The sequence below is a fragment of the Streptomyces sp. NBC_01446 genome (genome assembly GCF_026340095.1).
In the GTDB taxonomy this organism is placed as follows: Bacteria; Actinomycetota; Actinomycetes; order Streptomycetales; family Streptomycetaceae; genus Streptomyces; species Streptomyces aureus.
On record NZ_JAPEPO010000003.1, the window covers coordinates 1059632 to 1079471 of the forward strand.

The window sequence follows — 19840 nt, forward strand, 5'->3', positions numbered from 1 at the left end:
GAAGCGAGTGGTCCAGACAATGATTTGGCCTGGCCCATTGCTGCCGCTGGCACACACGGGCCAAGATCCGGCCATGTCCCAACTGAGCGCCGCAGGAATCGAAGCCTTCGACGAGAGCGTCTACCGCGCGATCCTCGTCCGGCACACCGCCGCACCCGCCGAGCTGGCGGATGACTTGTCCTGCTCCACCGAGCGGGTCGCCCGCGCCCTCGACCGGCTGCGCGAAAACGGCCTGGTGGGGCGGCTGGCCGGAACGCGCCGCCGGTACGCGGCCATTGAGCCGGGCGCGGCCCTGGAGTCCCTGGTCCGCTCCCGAACCGCCGATCTCGACGGCGTCCGGGCGGCGGCCGGCGAGCTCTCACGGCTGTTCGCCGCGGCCCGGCAGGGCGGCTCCGAACAGGTCGAAGTCATCACCGGCGGCGAGGCGTTGGGCCGCTGGTTCGTACAGCTTCAGCAGGAGGCGCGCGACGAGGTCATCACCCTGGACCGCCCGCCGTACGCGCTGACCACCTCCAACCCGGTCGAGGCGACGGCTCTCACCCGGGGCGTCCACTACCGCGCCGTCTACGCCCCCGAGGCGCTGGAGTGGCCCGGAGTCCTGGGCGACATCCGGGAGTTGGTGGCGCACGGCGAGCAGGCCCGCGTACTGCCGGGCCTGCGCATCAAACTGGCGATCTCCGACCGCCGCCTCGCCCTGATGCCACTCACCCTCGACTTCACGACGGAGGTGCGCGCCGCCGTCATCCGCCCGTCAACCCTGCTCGACGGCCTGATCGACTACTGGGAACTGTGCTGGCGCACCGCGACCCCGCTGGGTGCCCCCGCCGAGGACGACCCTCTCGGCGAGGAGGACCGCCAGATGCTGACCCTCCTCGTCAGCGGCCTCAAGGACGAGGCGATAGCCCGCCAGTTGGGCTGGTCGGTACGGACGATGCGGCGCCGGATCAGCCGTCTGCACGAGGAGCTGGGCGCCGCGAACCGCTTCCAGGCGGGGGTGATCGCGGCGCGCCGGGGGTGGATATGAAACCCCGCAAGCCGGTCGCTCGACTAGCGCCCGGGGGCTTCGAGGTCGTCGGAACGTCCGGCTTCGACGCGGGGCCACTGGGCGGTGGGGCGTCCGTCGGTGCTCATGTAGTTGCCGCTGATCTGCGGCCAGCCGGCGGGCGAGTCCTCCCACGGCTCCTGCCGCCCGTACGCCGTCCGGTCCAGCAGGCCGTACGTCTGGTCCATCGCCTCGACGCCACGGCCGGTGGTCCAGTACGTCTCGAACACCCGGTCTCCCTGGCGCAGATAGCACGCCAGCATGAACGGGCCACGCCCCGCCATCAGTGTGTCGATCGACTCCCGGGCCGAGTACCAGGGCACGTCCCAGCCCATGAAGTCGCGGTAGCGGACGCTCTCCTCGTACGGGCCCTGGCACAGCGTCGCGTAGGTGACGTCACGGGAGTGCAGGTAGGACAGCTCACGGACCTGACTGTTGAAGAACGTGCAGCCCTCGCACTGCTCGGCGGCGGGGTGGTCGGCGTGCCACATCTGGAAGTACGCGATGAGCTGCGTGCGGCCCTCGAATGCGTCCAGCAGCGTGACCTGACCGGACGGGCCGGTCAGCGGGGTACGGGCGTCCACTTCCACCATGGGCAGCCGGCGGCGGGCCGCCGCGATCGCGTCGCCTTCGCGGGTGTACGCCTTCTCCCGGATCCGCAGCGCGTCCAGTTCTGCCTGGTAGGCGGCTCGGTCGACGGCCTTGGGTGCCGCAGCGCTCGTTTCGGTGCTCATGAGAACTCATCCCTTCATGTCCTGTCTGGAGGGTGCTGTCCGGAGGGGCTGTCCGGAGGTTTTCTCCGGCTCATCTCCGGCTCATCTCCAGAGCGACTTTCACCCCACCGACGAAGGCGGCCCCGCCGGATCGACATCGGCAGCGAAGAAAGTTCGCGGAATGTGCGAAGCTCGTCAGAGTTCGCCGTTTCCACAGGTCAGCTCGCTGATCCGGCTGGACAGGTAGCGACGCTCGGCCTCGGTCGGCGCCAGTTTCAGGGCTTCCTCGTACGACTGCCTGGCCTCGGCCCTCCGGCCGGAGCGGCGGAGCAGGTCGGCCCGGGTCGCGGGCAGCAGGTGGTAGCCGTCGAGGCGCCCGGATGCCGTCAGCTCGTCGACCAGCGCCAGACCGGCCGGGATGCCGTCCGCCATCGCGACCGCCACCGCCCGGTTCAGCTCGACGACCGGGGACGGGGCCAACCGGGCCAGCTCCGCGTACAGCACCGCGATCTGCGGCCAGTCCGTGCTCGCCGCGTCGGGCGCGGTGGCGTGGCAGGCGGCGATCGCGGCCTGGACCTGGTACGGCCCGGTTCGCCTTCCGGCCTGCGCCTTGTCGAGGATGTCCACGCCCTCGGCGATCAGCCCCTGATCCCACCTGTGCCGGTCCTGCTTCTCCAGCGTGACGAGCACGCCGTCGGATGTGCGGGTCGTGCGGCGCGCCTCGTGCAGCAGCATCAGGGCGAGCAGTCCACGCGGCTCGGGTTCGCCGGGCATCAGCCGGATCAGGACCCGGGCCAGCCGGATCGCTTCGGCGGTCAGCGCCCGGTGGGCGTCCTCGCCCTCGTCGTCGTACCCCTCGTTGAAGATCAGGTAGAGCACCGTGAGGACGGCGGCGAGTCGCTGCGGGAGCAGGTCGGCGGGCGGCACGCGGTACGGGATGCCGGCCTCGGCGATCTTGCGCTTGGCGCGGACCAGGCGCTGCGCCATCGTCGGCTCGGCCGTCAGGAAGGCCCGGGCGATCTCGGCGGTGCTCAGCCCGGCCAGCGTACGCAGGGTGAGCGCGACCCGGGCCGGGAAGGGCAGCGCCGGATGGCAGCAGGTGAAGATCAGCCGCAATCGCTCGTCCGGGATGTCCTCCACCGGCGGTTCATCCGGGTCTCGGATGATCACGGCGAGCCCGCGCAGCTTGGCCGCGCCGACGGCGTCGCGCCGCAGCCGGTCGGTCGCGCGTTTGCGGGCAGTGGTGGTGAGCCATGCGCCCGGGCGGCGCGGCACGCCGTCGCGCGCCCAGGTCGTCAGCGCGGCGGCGAACGCGTCCTGCGCGCAGTCCTCCGCCAGGTCCCAGTCGCCCGTCATCCCGATCAGGGTCGCGACCACCTGACCCCACTCGTCCCGGAACGCCGCGTCGACGGCCGTCCGGACCTGGTCGTCCGGCGCGGTCATTCCCAGACCGGGCGGATCTCGACGCCGCCCCAGCGCGCGTAGGGATGGCCTTCGGCGATCGCGATCGCCTCGTCCAGGTCCGCGCACTCGACGATCACGAAGCCGCCGACGAAGTCCTTGGTCTCCGCGAACGGGCCGTCCGACACCAGGGTTTCGCCGTCCCGGACCCGGACCGTGGTCGCGTCCACCACGGGACGCAGCCGCGCACCGACGAGCATGCCACCCCGCCGGTCGAGGTCGGCGAGCCAGGCCTGGTGTACGGGGTCCGCCTCGAGTTCCTCGTTGCTGGGCGAAACCTTCTCGTCGTCGCAGATGAGCAGCACGTACTTCACCCTGTCCATTCTGCCCCCGACACCGCCGGCGTGAGAGCCGCGAATCGCATCACAGACGCACAGCCACCCCCGCTCCCCCCGACCACGCGGCCGCGCCGCCTGCTGCTCCGGCAATCAGGGCAGCCAACGCCGGCCCGGGCACCGGCGGTACCCGGACCGGCGGTCGGGATGTCAGTCCTGGTGAACGACGTTCGTGCCGGGTCCGCCGGAGAGAGTGTCCGTGCCGGCTCCCCCGTACAGCTTGTCGTTGCCGCTGTTCCCATAGATCGTGTCGTCGCCGGCGTCGCCGTACAGAACGTCGTCGCCCTTGCCGCCGTACAGGTAGTCGTTCCCGTCGCCGCCGCGGATCGTGTCGTTGTCGTCACCGCCGGACAGGCTCTGCCGTTCCGCGCCGCCGTAGATCATGTCGCGGCCTGCACCGCCGTCGACGGCGCTGTCCTCGCCGCTGGAGTGGATGGTGTCGTTGCCGTTGCCGCCCTGCGCGATGGTGCCCTCGGCGGCATCGATCGTGTCGTTGCCGTCGCCGCCGAGCACCACAGTGACCGGCCCCACGGAGAGGTTGTCGTCGCCCGCGCCACCGGCGACGCCGTTGCCCTGAACGCCGCCTGTTTCGGTCAGGGTGTCCTTGCCTTCGCCCATGTCGATCGACGCGAAGTAGTACGTCTCCTCGGTCCGGTTGTCGTAGGTCAGGGCGTCGTCGCCGTCGCCGAGAGACAACTCAAGGGTGGCGTAGGGGTCTTGACTGTCCACCGTGGCAACCGTGCACGAGACCTTTGTCCGGTCCGTGCCGCTGGGGTACGTACAGCCGTCGCCCGCGCCGATGGTGACCGCATCGTCGATGACGTACGTGATGTCCGTTCCGTTCTTCGACGCTGTGACGGTCACGTCGTTGGTCTGGCCCGGGGCGGCGGTGTAGGCGACCGCACGACCGTTGAGCGCGGCGGTGGCCGACGACGTCGCGGCACCGGCCGTACCGGCGAGCAGGACGGGCCCGGTGAACCCCGCACCGACAGCCAGCATCACCGCCGACGCGGCGCGCAGCGTCCGGCGGCTTAAGGGACGAGAGTGCATTGCATTGCCTCCATGAGGAGTATGTGCCTCTAACAACTGGAGGTGACTCCCCCGGTATTCGCTTGGTTGCGTCGCCAGTTGGCGGGAAATACGGCTCACAGGTTCGGCAATGGTGACGGAAACGGCGATGAACTGCGGTTACAAGTAAGAGGATCGGTAATGCGCCAATTCTTTCTTCGGTAACGGTCCAACTCGGGTTCACTCATTGGCCTCATGGCGTTCCTGAGCCGTCGTTGTTCAGCGCGATCGTCTGCAGTTTCGGACGACGGTCTCCGTGAGACTCCTCGTTCTGGTGATTGTCGGGGGTGGGCGGCGTGCGGTACGCACGGAGGGAGGCGTTCGTCGCTGCCACCGCGGCGACTGCCAGCGTGGCGGAGAGGCCGCCGGTGACCAGGGCGAAGGGAGCGGAGGTGGCCGATGCCATCAAACCGCCGCGGAAATTGCCGAGTTCGGGGCCCGCGACGCCGATGACGTGCTCCAGCGAGGAAACCCTCCCCCGGTACGCGTCCGGGGTCTCCAGCTGGACCAGCGCACTGCGCGTGACGACGGAGACGGTGTCTGCGGCGCCGGCCACGGCCAGGCATCCGAGCGCCGGCCACAGCGGCCCGGACAGGCCGAAGCCCGCCAGCGCGACGCCCCAGACGGCGGCCGCGCACAGCTGGACCAGGCCCCCGCGGCGCCAGCGCGTCACCGTGCCGGAGAGAAGTCCGGCCGTGATCCCGCCGACCGCGACGGCCGAGAGGAACAGACCGAGGGTCTGCGGGTTGCCACCGAAGCGGATCTCGTTGACCAGCGGGAAGAGCGCGATCGGCATGGCGAGCAGCGTCGCGGACAGGTCGGTGGCCATCGAGCCCCACAGCGTCGGGCGGCGCAGCACGATCCGCCAACCTCCGCGCTCCAGGCGGCGCCTGGTGAGATTCGCGTCGGTGCCCTCAGGCTTCATGGCCGGGAGACGGATCACCGCGAGCACCGAGACCACCGTCGTCACGGCCTGGGCGCCGTATGCTGCAGGGAGGTCCCAGCGGGCGATGATCAGCCCGGCCAGCGCGGGTCCGGCCAGCATCGCCGCCTGGAACGAGACGTTGGTCAGCGCGAGACCGGCCGCGACTTGGTCGGCCGGAAGCAGCCGGACGGGGAAGGTTCGCCGGGCAGGGGCACCCAGCGCGCCGCAAGCGGTCCCGGCAGCGACCAGGGCGAGGAGCAGGACCACGTTCCGGTTGCCCGCCACGGCTTGAGCGGACAGCCCTGCGGCGACCAGCAGTTGGCCTGCCGTAGTGGCCCGCACCAGCGCCCGGCGGTCGACACTGTCGGCCAACGTGCCGCCGAGCAGCCCGAACAGCACCATCGACAGGCCGGTGGCGAGCCCGATGGCGCCGGTGCCCACCGTGCTGCCGGTCAGATCCCAGACCTGGGCGAGCACTGCCACCGTCGCTATCTGGCCGCCGAGTTGGGAGGCCGAGGTGCCGATCCACAGGTCACGGAACGGCCGGCTGCGACGCAGCGGGCGGGTGTCGAGGAACCGGACACGTCTGTTCACTGGGGTGGCTCCGTGAGGTGGCGGAGGATCCGCTCCCGCATCGACCGGTGCTCCAGTGCCCGCCGCACCTCCTCGGCGACAGCCGTCATCGCATACGGGATCTCGCCGTCCAGCTCGGCGACCGTCGCGTGCGTGGCGCGCCACTCGGCCTCCAGGAACGGCACCAGCGAGCGGCCGCGTTCGGTGAGGTTGATCCGCCGGGTGCGGGCGTCGGGCCCTGGTTCGGAGGTGACCAGATCCTCCTTGCGCATGGCGGCGATGGTCTGGCTGATCGCGGAGTGCGAGCGGTTCAGGGACTCCGCGAGTTCACGGATGGTCAGGGGTCCGGTGTGGGCGAGCCGGATCAGCGGGTACGCGAACCGCGGCCGCACCCCTTTGATGCCACGCTCGACGTAGACCTGCTCGATCTCGGCGTCCATGGCGGCCAGCAGCTGGTGCAGCGACTGCCAGGGATCGGGCACCACGGTGGGATCAGTAGATGTCACAGCGCTAATATAACAGCGCTGCGATAAATGGACCTACGCGTCTGCTTCCCAGCCGAGCTGGCCGAACCGGCCGAACTGGCCGAACTGGCCGAACTGGCCGAACTGGCCGAACTGGCCGAACTGGCCGAACTGGCCGAACTGGCCGAACTGGCCGACCGTACTGATGCCCCCATGGCATGCACGACCTCAGAAGCCACCCCGGTCACGCCTCCGATCCGGACGGCCTCCAGGGGACTCAGGGCCGCCGCCGCCCGGCGGGCCGACTCAGGACACACGGAGCGGCTCGACTTGATAGGCAAGTGAAGAGTTGCCTATCATCTGGCCATGGCCGACGATCTTTTCAAAGCCTTGGCCGACCCCACCCGCCGCACCATCCTCGACGAGCTCTCGGAGAAGTCCGGACAGACACTGTTCGAGATCTGCAAGCGACTGAGCATGAAGCATCAGCTCGGTATCTCACGCCAGGGCGTCTCCCAGCACCTCGCCGTACTGGAGGCCGCCGGGCTCGTCGAGACCAGGCGGGAGGGCCGCTACAAATTCCACGACCTCAACACGGCGCCGTTGCGCCGCATCGCCGAGCGATGGCCCGTGCCCGACACATCCGGACCGGAGGAGAGCACCTCATGAAGATCCACCTGACCAGCGTCTTCGTCGACGACCAGGCCAAGGCCGAGCGCTTCTACACCGAGATCCTCGGCTTCGTGAAGAAGCACGACGTCCCGATCGGCGAGAAGAACCGCTGGCTGACCGTCGTCTCGCCCGACGAGCCGGGCGGCACCGAACTCCTCCTGGAGCCGGCAGGTCACCCGGCCGTCAAGCCCTACCGCGACACTCTCGTCGCGGACGGCATCCCTCTCGCCCAGTTCGCCGTCGACGACGTCAAGGCGGAGTACGAGCGCCTGCGCGCCCTCGGCGTGGTCTTCACCCAGGAACCCGTGGAGATGGGCCCCGTCACCACCGCCGTCTTCGACGACACGTGCGGCAACCTGATCCAGATCGCGACGAAGCCGGAGTAGGCGACCGACCACGTGGGAGGCCGGTGGCCGGGACTACGCTTCGTCGGGTTTCACGGCCGATGCGGGGAACTCGGCAAGCAGGCCAAGGACCTTGCCGAGCTGCTCCCGCGCCGTCGGATCGGTGATCACTCCGTCCGTACCGATCATCCGGCGCTCCACCGGAATCCTCGTGCAGGCAGACTCCACGATGTCGGCGCCCGTGTAGCCGAGTACGGTGCGCAGGGTCGCCGCGGCGCCCTCGCCCCGGCCCGGGGCAGCGGCGTTCACGAAGGCCACGGGCTTGTCGCAGATCTCGGTGCCGCCGACCGTCCAGTCCAGCAGGTTCTTGAACGAACCCGGCACGGAGCCCGCGTACTCCGGCGTACAGATCAGGATCGCGGTCGCCTCCGCGATCGCCGCGCGCAACGCGACCACGGGGACCGGCAACGGATCGGCGTCATCGTCGGGGTTGAAATGCGGAAGCGCAGCCAGCCCGTCGTACATGACCGTGCGCACCTGAGGCGAGGCCAGGGCGTGCGCGGTGCGGAGCACGGCCTCGTTGGAGGAACCGGTGCGCAGGCTTCCGGACAGCAGCAGGATCGAAGACGGCGTAGACATCCGCTCAACCTATCGGGCCGTTCACCGGTTCCGGCCGCTGCTCCCGTACTGAGCGCATTCGGGGCCAACTCCCCTATGTCCGCTTTAGTTGTCTGTGGCGGCAAGTGTCGCCGCTCCTCGGGCAGCGGCGAACTCTCGCCATCCCCGCCGCCACCCGGCACACAACACCGGTCACCCGCCCTCCTGCAAGGTCGCGGGACCCGCCGTCCAGGCGTAGGCGTCCCGACCCAGGCGTACAACACGGCTTGCCCCCTCGCCGACCCTCCCACTACGTTCGACCATCAGCCGTCTCACCCCTTGCATGGAGACCTCGCCCATGTCGCAGCTGGAGATCGATGCCGTCGTCTTCGACGTACTCGGCACCCTCGTCGACGAACCCGCCGGTATCCGCGACGGCATTCGCGAACTCGACCCGTCGCTCGACAACCCCAGTGTCGAACGGCTTTTGTCGCTGTGGCAGCAGCACATCGAGTGCGAGCAGCGTCGCATCCTCGACGGCGGCCGGCCCTACCTCACCAGTGACGCACTCGACCAGGAAGCCGCCCGGCTCGTCGCCGACGCCGCCGGAGTCGGCGACCTGGCCGCCGTAGCGGCGCTTGCCCGGTCAGGTCGCCGGCTCCCGCCGTGGCCCGACACCGTGACCGGCCTCGCCCGACTCGCTCAAAGGCACCCGCTGATCGGACTCTCCAACGCGAGCCGGACGGCGCTGCTGGAAGTCAACGCCCACGCCGGCCTGCGCTGGCACCAGGCTTTGTCCGCCGAGGACTCCCGGACCTACAAGCCGGACCCTGCGGTCTACCAGTTGGCCGTCACGGTCTCCGGACGACCGCCCGAGCGGCTGCTGATGGTCGCCACCCACGCCTGGGACCTGCGTGCGGCCCAGACCCTCGGCCTGCGCACCGCCTACGTCGCCCGCCCCGTCGGCGACCCGCCAACCTCCACGGACCAATTCGACCTGTACGCCGACGGCTTGGACGACCTGGCCGACCAACTCGACAAGGCTGTCCCAGCCCGCCCCGGTCGGCCCCAGCCATAGGATTTGGCCAACCGGCGCTGCCCGGCCGTCACATGACGCTCGTACGAGGGCTCACGATCGAGTCCGGGTCCCCCGACGTCCATACCGTGTCGCAGGAAGTGCAGGCGAATCTGTTGGACAGGCCGTCGGTGTGGCAGCCGCAGCTGGGGCACTGTTCCGTCGTGAAGTAGGCGTTCACGACATACGAGGGTAGTCGCGAAAGCCCTTGATGCTGCCGGCAGTTCCTGCGTGTCATGGGGGCCGAGAACTCCGTTGCCGGGCGGATGAGAGGTTCTCGGCGGGACACATGACGGGCCCGGTCAGTCCAGGGAGAACGGGTCCTTCGTCAGCGGCGTCGTGTGTTGATCGAACAGTCCGTCCGGCACCGCTTCGATCGGCAGGGGCTCGTGCATCAGGTGGCCTTCAGCGCACCCGGCGAACGGTCCCGTGACCGGGTCCAGCAGCGCGCTCAGATGCGGGTCGACATGGTGAAGCCACCAGTTCGACATTCCCAGCGCGCCGTCCCAGCGCAACGTCTCCCAGGCGCGCCAGATGGAGTCCAGCCGGGAGAGCGCCTGAGCGTGGGCGAACCAGCGCGGGCACCATACCCGCCCGGATTCAGGCGTGGGCCGGGGGACGAAATAGACGAACCGGTCGGCGACGAACTCGGCCACGTTCGGGTAGTACAGCTCTGCCGGTCGGGTGGCGCTCTCCTCGTCCCACCGGATGTCCTCGAGCGACTCGTCCCTCTCCCCGTCGGGCAGTGGTGATGTCACGGCGTCATGCTCCTTTTCGCAGCTGTACGTCGATTGCCCCGGCATGGCGGCCAAGGCGTTCCAGGACTCTGGTGAGCGTGTTGAGGGCCCATGTCAGGTCGGCCTGGTGCGTCCTCGGGTCCTGGTCCACGAGGCGGCGGTAGATGCGAATGGCCCGCCGTGCCGGTCGCTCCGCACGGGCGGCCCGGCGCCAGTCGCGGCGACCGCACAGGCTCAGCGCTCTGGCCAGTCGGCACAGGAGCAGCGCGCGCTCGGCCGGCGGTTCGCCAGGGCGGTCGACCAGCGTCAGGCAGGCCTGCTCCGCCTGTAGTGCGGTGTGCCATGCCTCGGCCTCGTTCCCCGTCGACGCCCGCCCCTCGGCCAGCCGTAGGAGCGCGAAGCACAGCGGGCGCTCGTGGCGGGCCCGGTTCGTGACGGACAGGCGGCTGCGAAGGCTCACCTCGTGCTCCGCGATACGGACGGCTTCGTGGAAGGAGCTCGTCATCAGCAGGGCGCGGGCCAGCTGAGCGCAGGTGCCGGCCAGGTCCTCCTCATGTCTCGCGTCACGGGCCGACAGGCCTGCGCGCAGCTCGTACGCCTCCCGCAGCGACGTAACCGCGCGGTCGGCCGTGGCCCAGGACGTGGCGTAGCTCGTGCCGAGGTCATGCAGACACCACGCCAGCCCCTCGCGGCCCTCGTCGGTGACGCGGGACAGCCGGCGGTAGAGGGGTTGCGCCTGGCGCAGCAAGATGCGCTCCGCGACCGGACGGTCGTACTTGCGGTACAGGTCGGAGAGGTCGTGGAGAGCGGTGGCATACCCCTCCGTGTACAGGCTGGGGGCGTACTCCCTGAGGCGGTGTCGGACGGCGAGGGCCTGGTTCAGGGCGGTGAGCGCGTCCGCCGAGCGGCCCAGGGCATCGTAGGAGTGGGCGAGTTTGAGGGCTGTCCCGGACTGATTCTTCAAGTCGCTTGCACTGAGCGGGAGTTCGGTGCGCTCGTAGGTCGCCAGCGCCTCCTCGAAACCCTCCACCGCCGCCCGGTGGTCGCCCGCGCTCGCGTGGTAGGTCGCGAGCGCGCTCACCGACTGGGCCAGAGTGGGAACTGGTGTCCCGTACGGTTGACGCATCAGGGCCCGGCGATGCTCGACGGCCTCTGCGATGGACTCCCGCGCCGCCGCGGCGTCCCCCGCGTCGAACTGCTCCCAGGCCAAGTTGTGCAGCATCTGCGCCAGAGTGGAGCGGTGGACGCCGGGAAGATCCCCGGCCAGCGGGCGCAGGAGTTCGATCGCTTCCCGTACCAGCGCCATGGCCTCGCCGGGTGGCCGTGTGGCGTTGCTGTAGTCGACCGCCAGGCCCATCAGCGCGCTCGCGAGGTCGGCGGCGTAGGCGTCGGGGTTCTCCCTGGCCAACCGGCGCGCGGTCTCGGCCGCCTCCTCGCTCAGCGACAGCGCCTCCGAATGCCGTTGGAGGCGCCACAGGTTCGCCCCACGCTCCGCCAGCGCCTTGGTGAGCAGGAGGGGATCCAGATCGGGGTGCCGGGCCGCCAGAGTGCGGGCGCGTCGGACGGCCTCGTCCGTGTGGTCGTCGGACCTGGCGATCTGGTCGAAGGGAATCGCGCTCGGGTCGAGCCGCCAGACCACCTGTGACTGATTGATCAGCGCCCGGACCAGGCCGCGCTCGCGTTTCTCCCCGTCCTCGCCGCCCTGTGCCGCGAGCGTGCGGAAGAGGCCCAGCGCCTGGTCGCCGGCGTCGTGAGCCTCCATCAGGTGCCTGGTCATGCGCCGGGCTTGCGAGAGCGCCAGCAGCGAGTCGGCCCATTCCGTGCGGTGCGTGCTCGTCCCGTCGTCCACCTGCGTCCTGCGGAGCGCGGCCGCGTCTCCGGCCGCCACCCGGGCTTCCTCCCAGTCGCCGACCGCCATGTGCCGCTCCGCCAGGTTGTGCAGCGCCCACGCGCGGTCGCGCAGCGCCTGTGGGCTGTCGCCCGTGGTGCGGCACAGGCGGCTCAGTTCGCGGGCGACGTCGAGGGCGTACTCACGCAGCACATGGGACTGTTCCGGCAGCGCGTCGGAGTGCGCGCGCAGGGCGGTGGCTGTCAGCGGTTCGTCGGCGGTCAGCCTGCCGGTGCTGTGTGGCTCGCCGGCGGGAGCCGGGCGCACCGTCTCGCGGAGCCGGTCGATGACGATGCGGGCCTCGCGCGTGCGGCCCTCGTTGGCGTGGGCCACGGCGGATCGGGCCAGAACGGTGAGGGCCTGCACCTGTTGATGGTCCGGGGCTCCGGCGAGCAGCCTGCCGAGCAGCCCCGCATCGTCGATGACCTGCTCGGAGGCCTGGTACTCCGCCAGCCGGTCCGGTTCGAGCCGACCCCAGTAGCGGCCTTCGGGCGGCGGATACAGGTCGCGCAGCCAGGCGGCGATGTCCGCGGTGAGCCACGCCGGTTCGTCGGGCAGCAGCCGGGCGATGGTGGCACGGGCTTCACGCTCGTCCTGCGCGGGACACAGCACGGCCGCCGCCACGGCCCGCGCCTGCAGCCTCTGCGCCCGCCTGCCCATGCCCCACTCCTCGGCGGAATCCTGCCAGTACTTCTGCTCGTGCCACAGGAGTTGGGACTCCAGCGCGTCCCCGGCCGGCTGGGGGACCCGTACGTGGCGCAGCAGCGCGGCGAGGGCCGCCATCTGAACGGTCAGCGCCGTCTCGGCCCGCAGGCCCGCACCTCGGACCGCTGCCGGGAGGGCGTCAGGGAGCCGGGCCCAGTCGACGTCCGTCTCACCGGTCACCTCGGCCAGGCGACTCGACAGGTCGCGGGCCGCCCTCAAAAACGCATGCTCCCGGTCCGCGGCACCGGTGCTGAGCGCGTGCAGCCGGGTCTCGGGGAGGGCGCCGGTCGCCCTGGTCCGCCAGGATCCGAGGGAGCGGGCGAGCAGCAGAAGGCGTACCGGATGTCTGGCCTCCTCGGTCTGCTCCCGCAGCTCCCTGACCAGCTCGGGCATGGTCTCGGCGTAGTCGACGACGAGGAGCAGCGGGTGCTGCACGGTGCGCAGCGCGTCCAGGTCGCGTGGCTTGTGGCGTACCTGTCCGGCCACCCAGCCGCGGTTCCGCAGCCGCGCCATCACCTGTCGCGCCAGTCGGGTCTTGCCCTGACCGCCCGGGGCGGTGATCACGCGCACAGCGGTTGCGCCATCGGAATCCGCCAGGCACCACTGCTCCAGATCGGCGAGGGTGTCCTCCCTGCCGTGGAACGACACGACCTCGGTGTCGGCCCGCAGCAGCATGGTGGGGGACGTCACCTCCCGTTTGGGCGGCGCCGACTCCAACAGGCCTGCGAGCTCCACCGGTTCGGGCTGCGGGTCGACGGAGGTCGCCTCCCGGACCACGGCGCGGAAGTCGGCGCAGGCCAGCAGGTCCTCGCTGCGGGTGTACGTGAGCCGGGTCCCGTGGCGCGGCCGGCGGTCCGCGCGCACCACACCGAGCAGCAGCCTCCCGCGCTCCTGGAAGAGGGCCGCGCCCGACATCCCGGACCATGAGGTGATGTTCGCGGCGGTCTCGTGGTCGAGCCCAGTGGTGTCGAATCCCAACAGGCCGGCGTCGTCGATGATTTCGGCGATCCTGCCGCCGTGCGGCCTGACCCGGCCGAGCAGTTGCTCGCGGTTCCGGCCGCCGTCCGCGGCCCGCTGCTGCCGGGGGAACCCCGTGGCGGTGACCCGCATCTCGGAACCGCCCGTCACGCACCAGCCCCAGCGTTGCGGGCGGCGGCCGAGGGCCCCGCGCAATGTGGCGGGCGTGGACCACTCGGGGTGATCGGCCGGGATCTCCAACAGGGCGGCGTCCACGGCCTCGTCCTGCCGTCGCCACCGCACCACCACCGGGAACCGTGCCGCCGAATCCCTCAGCGCCACAGTGATCTCGGCCCGCGTTTCCGGTGGCGGCAACAGATGCGCGGCGGTCAGGACGAGCCGCGGCGCGATCAGATAGCCACTGCCGATGCCCGCGCCGCGGACAAGAACGACCTGTTCCTCCTCCATCAGCCCACCGCCGTGCTAGTCGACGTCGCCCACGGCCACGTCTCCGCCGCCGCGACGCTCCGGATTCAGACGCAGGGTCACGCGTTGGGCGGACCGCTTCGACCGCTCCTGGCGGCCGTTGGCCTCCACGACGCCGAACCGCAGGGCCCCGCCGCCATTTCGCGTGCGCACCAGCTCGACCTCGAACTCCGCGGTGATCTCGCCCAGCACGAAGCGCAACTCCGAGCCCTGGCCGCGGCGTTGCGCCTCCGACAGCTGGGAACGCAACACCTCGATGGCGTCAGCCAGGTCCAACCAGTCCTCGTCGCGTTCCCTGCTCGCCATGCCCTACCCCTCGTCACGACTTCAGCATGGGCACCCATGCTAGTGATCCTGGTCAACTCTCACCCCTACAAGCCGTCATCCCGCACGAAACGCAGACAACGATCCGCGGAACGCCGAACCGCGGCCGCCCCATCGGTGCTGTTCGAAGGGGAAGACACCGCAACTCACCCTTCCTGTACGAGGCCAAGAACGGCACGCAGAGCGTTCGGTCGTCGATCGACGGGCAGGTGGTCGACCAGATGAACCGGACACCCGAGCGCCGCAGCCCCCGCGTCCGCGACGCGATCGTCGCCGACCATGAGGACCTCCTCGGGCGGCAGCCCGAGCTTGTCGCAGGCCGCTCGGAAGAGCCCCGGATCCGGCTTCTGCACCCCGTGTTCGAAGGAGAGGACGTACGCGTCGACGAGACCGTCGACAGCGTGGTCACGGAAGACGGGCCGCAGGTCCCAGCCGATATTGCTCACCACAGCGACCGAAACGCCCTGCCCACGCAGAGCGCGGAGAGTCCCCTCGGTATCGGGATAGGGGCGCCATGCGGCCGACGTGCGGTGCCGGTCATACAGCGCCTCGGCCAGTTCCGCCGACGGAAGGGACGCCTCTCGGGCGAGAGCGGTATAGGCAGCGCGGTGTTGCTCGGCGCTGAGGTCCCGTTCACGCCACAGCCCCTCGAGATGCGACGGCAGCGCGCGAGGCGGAGCCCCTCCGGGCAGAGCTCCGGCCTCGGTCAGCCGACCGGCACACGCGGCGAGTTCGTCCGCACTCATATCGAGTCCGGCCTCGGCAACAACCGCTCCCAGCCACTCGGAAACCGACTCGATGCGGAAGAGGGTCCCGGAAAAGTCGAACATCACACCTTTGACCATGCCGGTGATCCTCGCCTTCCCCGTCACCGGTGCGCAAGCCCGGCAGTGGGCCAGGAAACGGACGACGCTCCTGGCGACTTCGTCACGGCTTCCGGTACGTCACCAGCGCCGTGGCGTCACCGAGGTTCCTGAGCTCCATCGGCCCGCCGGCAGTCGCCACCACGTACTCGGAATTGAAATCCTCGGGCGGGCAGTACGTGGTTTTCTCGCCCTCCAGGACCTTGGCTCCCCTGGGCTGCACCCGGTCCTCCCAAATGTTGATCAAGTCCATGCGGACCTTGCACGTGGGGCCCTTGAGCATCGTGACCGTGGCCGACGCGGGCACGTTGAGCTTGCTCTGCCGGAAGGTCACCTGGTGGCTGCCGTCCTCGGCGCGCCAGGTGCCGAGGAACCGCTCACCGAGCTTCTTGTACGTGGTGGTGACCTCGCCGAAGCCCTTGCCTGCGCGCCAGTCGAGCGTCGTCGTGCTGGCCGACGACTTGTTCGAGAACGTCGCCGATTTCCCGTCGCGGGCGATGTCGACCCGGTCCCAGCCGTCCCAGTTCTTGGCGAGGTGAGTGTCCCACTTCCCCAGTCCACCGGTGCCGACGGCGGCGACGCTCTCCGTCGGTGGCTCGCCGTCCCGGCAGTACTGTCCGAAGTTGGCGCGGACGGTGACGGTGGCGCGCTTTGCCTTCAGGTCGATGCCCTGGCAGGGGTCGGTCTTGGTGGCGTAGACCGTCTTCGCGTGGGACCAGGGCTTGCCGCCGGCGCTCCGGTGCCGTTCGAGCAGGCCCGTACCGGCCTGGTAGCGCAGGGAGACCCGGCGTCCGTCGGACAGTTCGATGACCGCCTCGTCATCGGTGTCCTTGACGACCCGTGCCGCGCCGGGCGGCGCGGCCGAGGCGTCGCCCTGACAGGCGGTGATGCCGGCTGTGGCCAACAGCACGGCCCCGGCGACACCGAAGACACACTCGCGTTGCATTTACGTCCTTCAAGCATCGAAGTGAACTCTCGGATAACTGACGCACGCGGGGCCGGAATCGTTGCACGGCTCGCCGGTCTTCCGCTCTCAGGGCAGGGTGAGGGCCGTCATCACCGCCTGCCGCCGAACTGCCAGTTGTGGACCTCGATCTCGGCGTAGAGACCCACGGTCAGAACGGCGCATGCCGTGTCCGGGTCCGGCGCCCGGACCAGCGCCGCCGTACCCAGCCAGGTGGCGCCGTCGTCGGACAGCAGAGGCCCGTACGCGATCAAGTCGTCCTCATCGGCGGGCACATCGAGGTCGGCAGCCTGCCCGGCACCGAGGCCGAGCACCAGGTACCGGTTTCCTTCGGTCGGGCCGCCGGGGTAGTCCCACATGGTGCGTCCGAGCCTGTTGCGCCACCGGCGCAGCATCACATCCCGGTACACGCCGGCCTGATAGCCGGGTTCGTCGAACGCGAACGCGCGTGCCGCGGCGGTGTCCGGCAGGTCGACGATGTGCACACTCCCCGTCGGCTCCTCGCCGTCGCTGCTGAGCGTCGGGCCGCGCGCGATCAGCTCTTTGCCGTACCGGTCCATGTAGGACCAGTGGTCTTCCAGCAACTCATCGCGTAGCGCGAGGGAGTCGAGACGATCGCGGTGATAGCAGAAGAACTCCATGCGCACACTCTGTCCCACCATGCCCTGCGCCATCTCGCAGTCGCCCTGATTCGGCCTGCGAGCTAGGCCACCTGAACGGGCAGCCCACCTGTCCGGGCAGGCTGGCCTGATCGGACAGGTCAACCGGCCCGGCGGTCGCCCGGAGAGCACCGCCGGGCCGGGCACACCTCGTCGTCCGTCCGGACCGAGTTATCCCAGCTGGCCGGGCTGGTAGTCGCCGGCCGGCGTCTGGATGATGACGTTCCCGCGGTTGAACGCGTTGATGATGGCGATCTGCGACACGAGGACGACGAGCTGGTCCTCGTCGTAGTACTTGGCGGCGTTCGCCCAGACCTCGTCCGAGACACCACCGGCCGCGTCGGCGAGGCGGGTGCCCTGCTCCGTCAGCTCCAGCGCCGCACGCTCGGCCTCGGTGTAGACCGTGGCCTCCCTCCACGCCGCGACCAGGTTGAGGCGCGTCGAGGTCTCACCGGCGGCAGCGGCGTCCTTGGTGTGCATGTCGAGGCAGCCGCCGCACCCGTTGATCTGGCTGGCACGGATCTTCACCAGCTCCAGCGTCGCATGCGGCACCGACGACTCGGCGAGCACCTGGTTCGCCGCGATGATGTGCTTCCAGATCTTCATGGCCGCCGGGTTGCCGAACATGTTCAAACGGGCGTTCATCGTGAACTCCTCCGTCGTTACCGATGCCTACACCCCTATGACGGAACAGCTCCGCGCGCTGTGACATGACCGCATGTGACCTGCGTCTCCACGTCCAGCGCTGCGTGAGCGGCCACCGACGACGAGGTTCACGGCATGAACGAGGTTCAAGGGATGAGCGAGGTTCACGGGATGAGCGTCGCGATGCCCGCGCAGAGCAGGTCCAGGCTGCGGGTGAACTTCTCGTCCGGGGGCTGGGCGGCCGCGGCGGCGAACGTCCGGGGGAAGCGCTGGCTCAAGGCGGCGATGTCCTCGCCGGTGACCGGCGTCGCGGGCGGCTCGCTCTGCTCCTGGAGCACATAGCCGGTGACGTGGCTGAGGACAGTGTCGGCAGCGGTGCCGCAGTGCTCCGGAGGGACGCCGGCCTCGGCGAGGGTGTCGAGCAGCCGCTCCATCAGCGAGAGCGCGCCGGGACTGAGGGTCTTGGGGCTGCCGGCGAGCATGATCGCCCCACCGGGGTGGTGCTGGATGCTCTGCCGTACGGCGACGGCCTGCGCGGTGACCCGTGTCTGCCAGCGTTCCTGCCTGGGCAGTTGGGCCAGTGCCGCGGTACCGGCGTCGTACGCCTGCCGGGCCACGCGGTCGGCCATCAGCTGGAGAAGCGATGCTTTGTTCGGCACGTGGTAGTAGAGGCTGCCGGCGTGCACATGGAGCCGGTCCGCGACCTGCCGTATGGAGAAGCCGTGGTAGCCGGTCTCGGCGAACACCGTCATCCCCGCGTCGACGATCCGGTCTGCAGTCAGCTTCACGACCGCAGTCTAGCGAGCACGAACAGCTTTTCAAACACTGTTTGAAAGCGGCCGAGGTCGCGCTACTGTCACGATCAGCGAATCGACGGGGGAACGAAGGGGGGTGGTGACGATGGGCAGCGTGCTGTTCAGCGTGACCACGGCGGCACTGATGGTGCTGATGTTCAAGGGTGGTCTGGCTCTAGTCGGTGAGACCACGCTGGGCAGGCGACGGATTCCCTGGGCGGCCGTGGGCCTGACCGGGATCGCGCTCGCCGGGGTAGTCCTCCAGCTCTGCTGGTCGGGGGCGATGGGGGCGCTCGACGCGGACCCGGCGAAGTCCGGCTGGTGGCGCGTGGTCACCTCGGTCTTCATGCAGAACGGGGGCTTCGGCGGGGCGGCGTGGAACATCGCGACCCTCGCCGCCGTCGCAGGCTTCGCCGAGTGGTTCTGGGGTGCGCCGCTGACGCTCTGTCTGTTCGCGGCGGGCATTCTGCTGCCCGAGCGGATCGACGCGCTGTGGGGCCAGACCTCCCACAGCACCGACCCCCGCAACTTCGCCGGCAGCTCGGGCGCTACGTACTTCCTGGGCGCGACACTGGCCGCGGCGCTGCTGCTGCGCGGTGGCGCCGACGAGGTGCCCGGCAAGGGCTCCCAAGGCATGGGACCCGACGCCGAGGCCTCAGCCGACGAGGGCTCGCCCCGCAAGACCGCACGCGAGACGGCCAGTAAGAACCGTCTGCTCGCGCTCGCCGTGCCCATGCTCGGGCTGGCGATGTGGTTCACCCAGGGGAACGGCCACGGGCTGGTCGCCTGTTACGGGTTCGCCCTCGGGGCACTCGCCTGGGTCGCGTTCCGTACGGTCCTGCGCCCGGACCGTGACCTGCGACAGCCGCCGCGCACGACGATGGCCGGGCTCGTCGGCCGGGCCCGGAGCGCCTCTTGACATGCTCCTCGGGCTGAAGCTCGAGGATTCTGGCCGTCCCGCGGGTTGCTGTGCCGCTAGGCGGCAGGGCATCCTGCTGGGATTCCGTGGCTTCTTGTTTCTTCGCGTTGGGCCAGAACGGGTTCTGGTCTTACCTTCGCTCCGCAGGCCGTTACCGCGAGTCCGGCGGCCTGTTTCACATTCTTGGCGGCGTTGACATCCCGGTCATGCCGGGTGCCGCAGGCGGGGCAGGTCCACTCGCGTACGTTGAGCGGCTTGGGCCCGTCGTGGTGTCCGCAGGTCGAGCACACCTGGCTGGTGGGCTCGAACCGGTTGATCTTGATAAAGGTCCGCCCGTACCGGGCCGCCTTGTAGGCGAGCATGTTCACGAACTGTGACCAACCCGCGTCATGGACGGACTTGGCCAGCTTGGTGCGCGCAAGGCCCTTGACCGACAGGTCGTCCACGGCGATCGCGTGATTCTCGCGGATCAACCGGGTGGAGAGCTGATGGTGGAACTCCTTGCGCGCATCAGCCACCTGCGCATGCACGCGGGCAACCTTCAGCCCGGATCCACCGGCTTGATGTCTGTGGATGACTCTCGGGGAAACGAGAAAGTGCCTTGTGACCTGCGATGATGGGGTTTCTCTA

General features: G+C 69.8%; 21 protein-coding genes and 1 pseudogene. 6 read left to right on the plus strand and 16 right to left on the minus strand.

From position 1 onward, the window contains the following. Positions 1-73: 73 nt before the first annotated feature. On the plus strand, positions 74-1024 hold the full coding sequence (locus OG456_RS49545; protein ID WP_266571672.1) for a helix-turn-helix domain-containing protein: 951 nt from the start codon (positions 74-76) through the stop codon (positions 1022-1024). A gap of 23 nt (positions 1025-1047) precedes the next feature. Here the strand turns inward: OG456_RS49545 and OG456_RS49550 are convergent, their stop codons facing one another. From OG456_RS49550 to OG456_RS49575, 6 genes are all read right to left on the minus strand, one after another. Continuing rightward, the gene (locus OG456_RS49550; RefSeq protein ID WP_266571673.1) at positions 1048-1776 is read right to left on the minus strand and encodes a DUF899 family protein; all 729 of its coding nucleotides are present in this window, start codon (positions 1774-1776) and stop codon (positions 1048-1050) included. 174 nt (positions 1777-1950) lie between these two features. Then, positions 1951-3198, minus strand: a complete 1248-nt coding sequence (locus tag OG456_RS49555) for an RNA polymerase sigma factor (protein ID WP_266571674.1) — start codon at positions 3196-3198, stop codon at positions 1951-1953. Then, the gene (locus OG456_RS49560; protein WP_266571675.1) at positions 3195-3530 is read right to left on the minus strand and encodes a YciI family protein; all 336 of its coding nucleotides are present in this window, start codon (positions 3528-3530) and stop codon (positions 3195-3197) included. The genes OG456_RS49555 and OG456_RS49560 overlap by 4 nt, the downstream gene beginning before the upstream one ends. 171 nt (positions 3531-3701) lie before the next feature. Continuing rightward, on the minus strand, positions 3702-4601 hold the full coding sequence (locus OG456_RS49565) for a calcium-binding protein (RefSeq protein ID WP_266571676.1): 900 nt from the start codon (positions 4599-4601) through the stop codon (positions 3702-3704). A gap of 211 nt (positions 4602-4812) precedes the next feature. Beyond that, positions 4813-6138, minus strand: a complete 1326-nt coding sequence (locus OG456_RS49570) for an MFS transporter (RefSeq protein ID WP_266571677.1) — start codon at positions 6136-6138, stop codon at positions 4813-4815. Beyond that, on the minus strand, positions 6135-6623 hold the full coding sequence (locus OG456_RS49575; protein WP_266571678.1) for a MarR family winged helix-turn-helix transcriptional regulator: 489 nt from the start codon (positions 6621-6623) through the stop codon (positions 6135-6137). Before OG456_RS49575 ends, OG456_RS49570 begins: the two co-directional genes overlap by 4 nt. Positions 6624-6650: 27 nt before the next feature. On the opposite strand from OG456_RS49575, the gene OG456_RS49580 reads away from it, so the two are divergent. The 3 genes from OG456_RS49580 to OG456_RS49590 are packed head-to-tail and all read left to right on the plus strand — an operon-like array spanning position 6651 to position 7639. Further along, the gene (locus OG456_RS49580; RefSeq protein ID WP_266571679.1) at positions 6651-6926 is read left to right on the plus strand and encodes a hypothetical protein; all 276 of its coding nucleotides are present in this window, start codon (positions 6651-6653) and stop codon (positions 6924-6926) included. 21 nt (positions 6927-6947) lie between these two features. Continuing rightward, a complete protein-coding gene (locus OG456_RS49585) occupies positions 6948-7250 on the plus strand; it encodes a helix-turn-helix transcriptional regulator (RefSeq protein ID WP_266571680.1) in 303 nt (100 codons plus the stop codon). Then, complete coding sequence (locus OG456_RS49590; protein WP_266571681.1) at positions 7247-7639, plus strand: VOC family protein; 393 nt, start codon at positions 7247-7249, stop codon at positions 7637-7639. The genes OG456_RS49585 and OG456_RS49590 overlap by 4 nt, the downstream gene beginning before the upstream one ends. A gap of 33 nt (positions 7640-7672) precedes the next feature. Here OG456_RS49590 and OG456_RS49595 read toward each other — a convergent pair whose 3' ends face one another. Continuing rightward, positions 7673-8236 carry an NADPH-dependent FMN reductase gene (locus OG456_RS49595; RefSeq protein WP_266571682.1) on the minus strand — a complete coding sequence of 188 codons (564 nt, stop codon included), beginning with the start codon at positions 8234-8236 and terminating at the stop codon, positions 7673-7675. A 316-nt stretch (positions 8237-8552) separates the two neighbouring features. On the opposite strand from OG456_RS49595, the gene OG456_RS49600 reads away from it, so the two are divergent. Continuing rightward, positions 8553-9272 carry a haloacid dehalogenase type II gene (locus tag OG456_RS49600; RefSeq protein WP_266571683.1) on the plus strand — a complete coding sequence of 240 codons (720 nt, stop codon included), beginning with the start codon at positions 8553-8555 and terminating at the stop codon, positions 9270-9272. A 299-nt stretch (positions 9273-9571) separates the two neighbouring features. On the opposite strand, the gene OG456_RS49605 is transcribed toward OG456_RS49600, so the two are convergent. The 8 genes from OG456_RS49605 to OG456_RS49640 all read right to left on the minus strand — a co-directional run bounded on the left by OG456_RS49605 (position 9572) and on the right by OG456_RS49640 (position 18285). Continuing rightward, positions 9572-10027: a DUF4913 domain-containing protein gene (locus OG456_RS49605; RefSeq protein WP_266571684.1), complete on the minus strand. Its 456-nt coding sequence runs from the start codon at positions 10025-10027 to the stop codon at positions 9572-9574. 4 nt (positions 10028-10031) lie between these two features. Further along, the gene (locus tag OG456_RS49610) at positions 10032-14024 is read right to left on the minus strand and encodes a serine protease (protein ID WP_266571685.1); all 3993 of its coding nucleotides are present in this window, start codon (positions 14022-14024) and stop codon (positions 10032-10034) included. Positions 14025-14039: 15 nt separating this feature from the next. Further along, positions 14040-14348, minus strand: coding sequence for a trypco2 family protein (locus OG456_RS49615; RefSeq protein ID WP_266571686.1), 309 nt, complete (start codon positions 14346-14348; stop codon positions 14040-14042). Positions 14349-14512: 164 nt separating this feature from the next. After that, positions 14513-15211, minus strand: a complete 699-nt coding sequence (locus OG456_RS49620) for an HAD family hydrolase (protein WP_266571687.1) — start codon at positions 15209-15211, stop codon at positions 14513-14515. Positions 15212-15293: 82 nt separating this feature from the next. Further along, positions 15294-16175, minus strand: a complete 882-nt coding sequence (locus OG456_RS49625; protein ID WP_266571688.1) for a hypothetical protein — start codon at positions 16173-16175, stop codon at positions 15294-15296. Positions 16176-16285: 110 nt separating this feature from the next. Then, a complete protein-coding gene (locus OG456_RS49630; RefSeq protein ID WP_266571810.1) occupies positions 16286-16834 on the minus strand; it encodes a YciI family protein in 549 nt (182 codons plus the stop codon). 189 nt (positions 16835-17023) lie between these two features. Further along, a complete protein-coding gene (locus OG456_RS49635) occupies positions 17024-17497 on the minus strand; it encodes a carboxymuconolactone decarboxylase family protein (protein ID WP_266571689.1) in 474 nt (157 codons plus the stop codon). Positions 17498-17661: 164 nt separating this feature from the next. After that, positions 17662-18285: a TetR/AcrR family transcriptional regulator gene (locus tag OG456_RS49640; protein WP_266571690.1), complete on the minus strand. Its 624-nt coding sequence runs from the start codon at positions 18283-18285 to the stop codon at positions 17662-17664. A gap of 112 nt (positions 18286-18397) precedes the next feature. On the opposite strand from OG456_RS49640, the gene OG456_RS49645 reads away from it, so the two are divergent. Then, positions 18398-19210 (plus strand): hypothetical protein, encoded by an 813-nt coding sequence (locus OG456_RS49645; protein WP_266571811.1) that lies wholly within the window; start codon positions 18398-18400, stop codon positions 19208-19210. A gap of 56 nt (positions 19211-19266) precedes the next feature. On the opposite strand, the pseudogene OG456_RS49650 reads toward OG456_RS49645, so the two are convergent. Beyond that, positions 19267-19755, minus strand: a pseudogene (locus tag OG456_RS49650) (RNA-guided endonuclease TnpB family protein); the annotation flags it as partial. Positions 19756-19840: the final 85 nt, after the last annotated feature.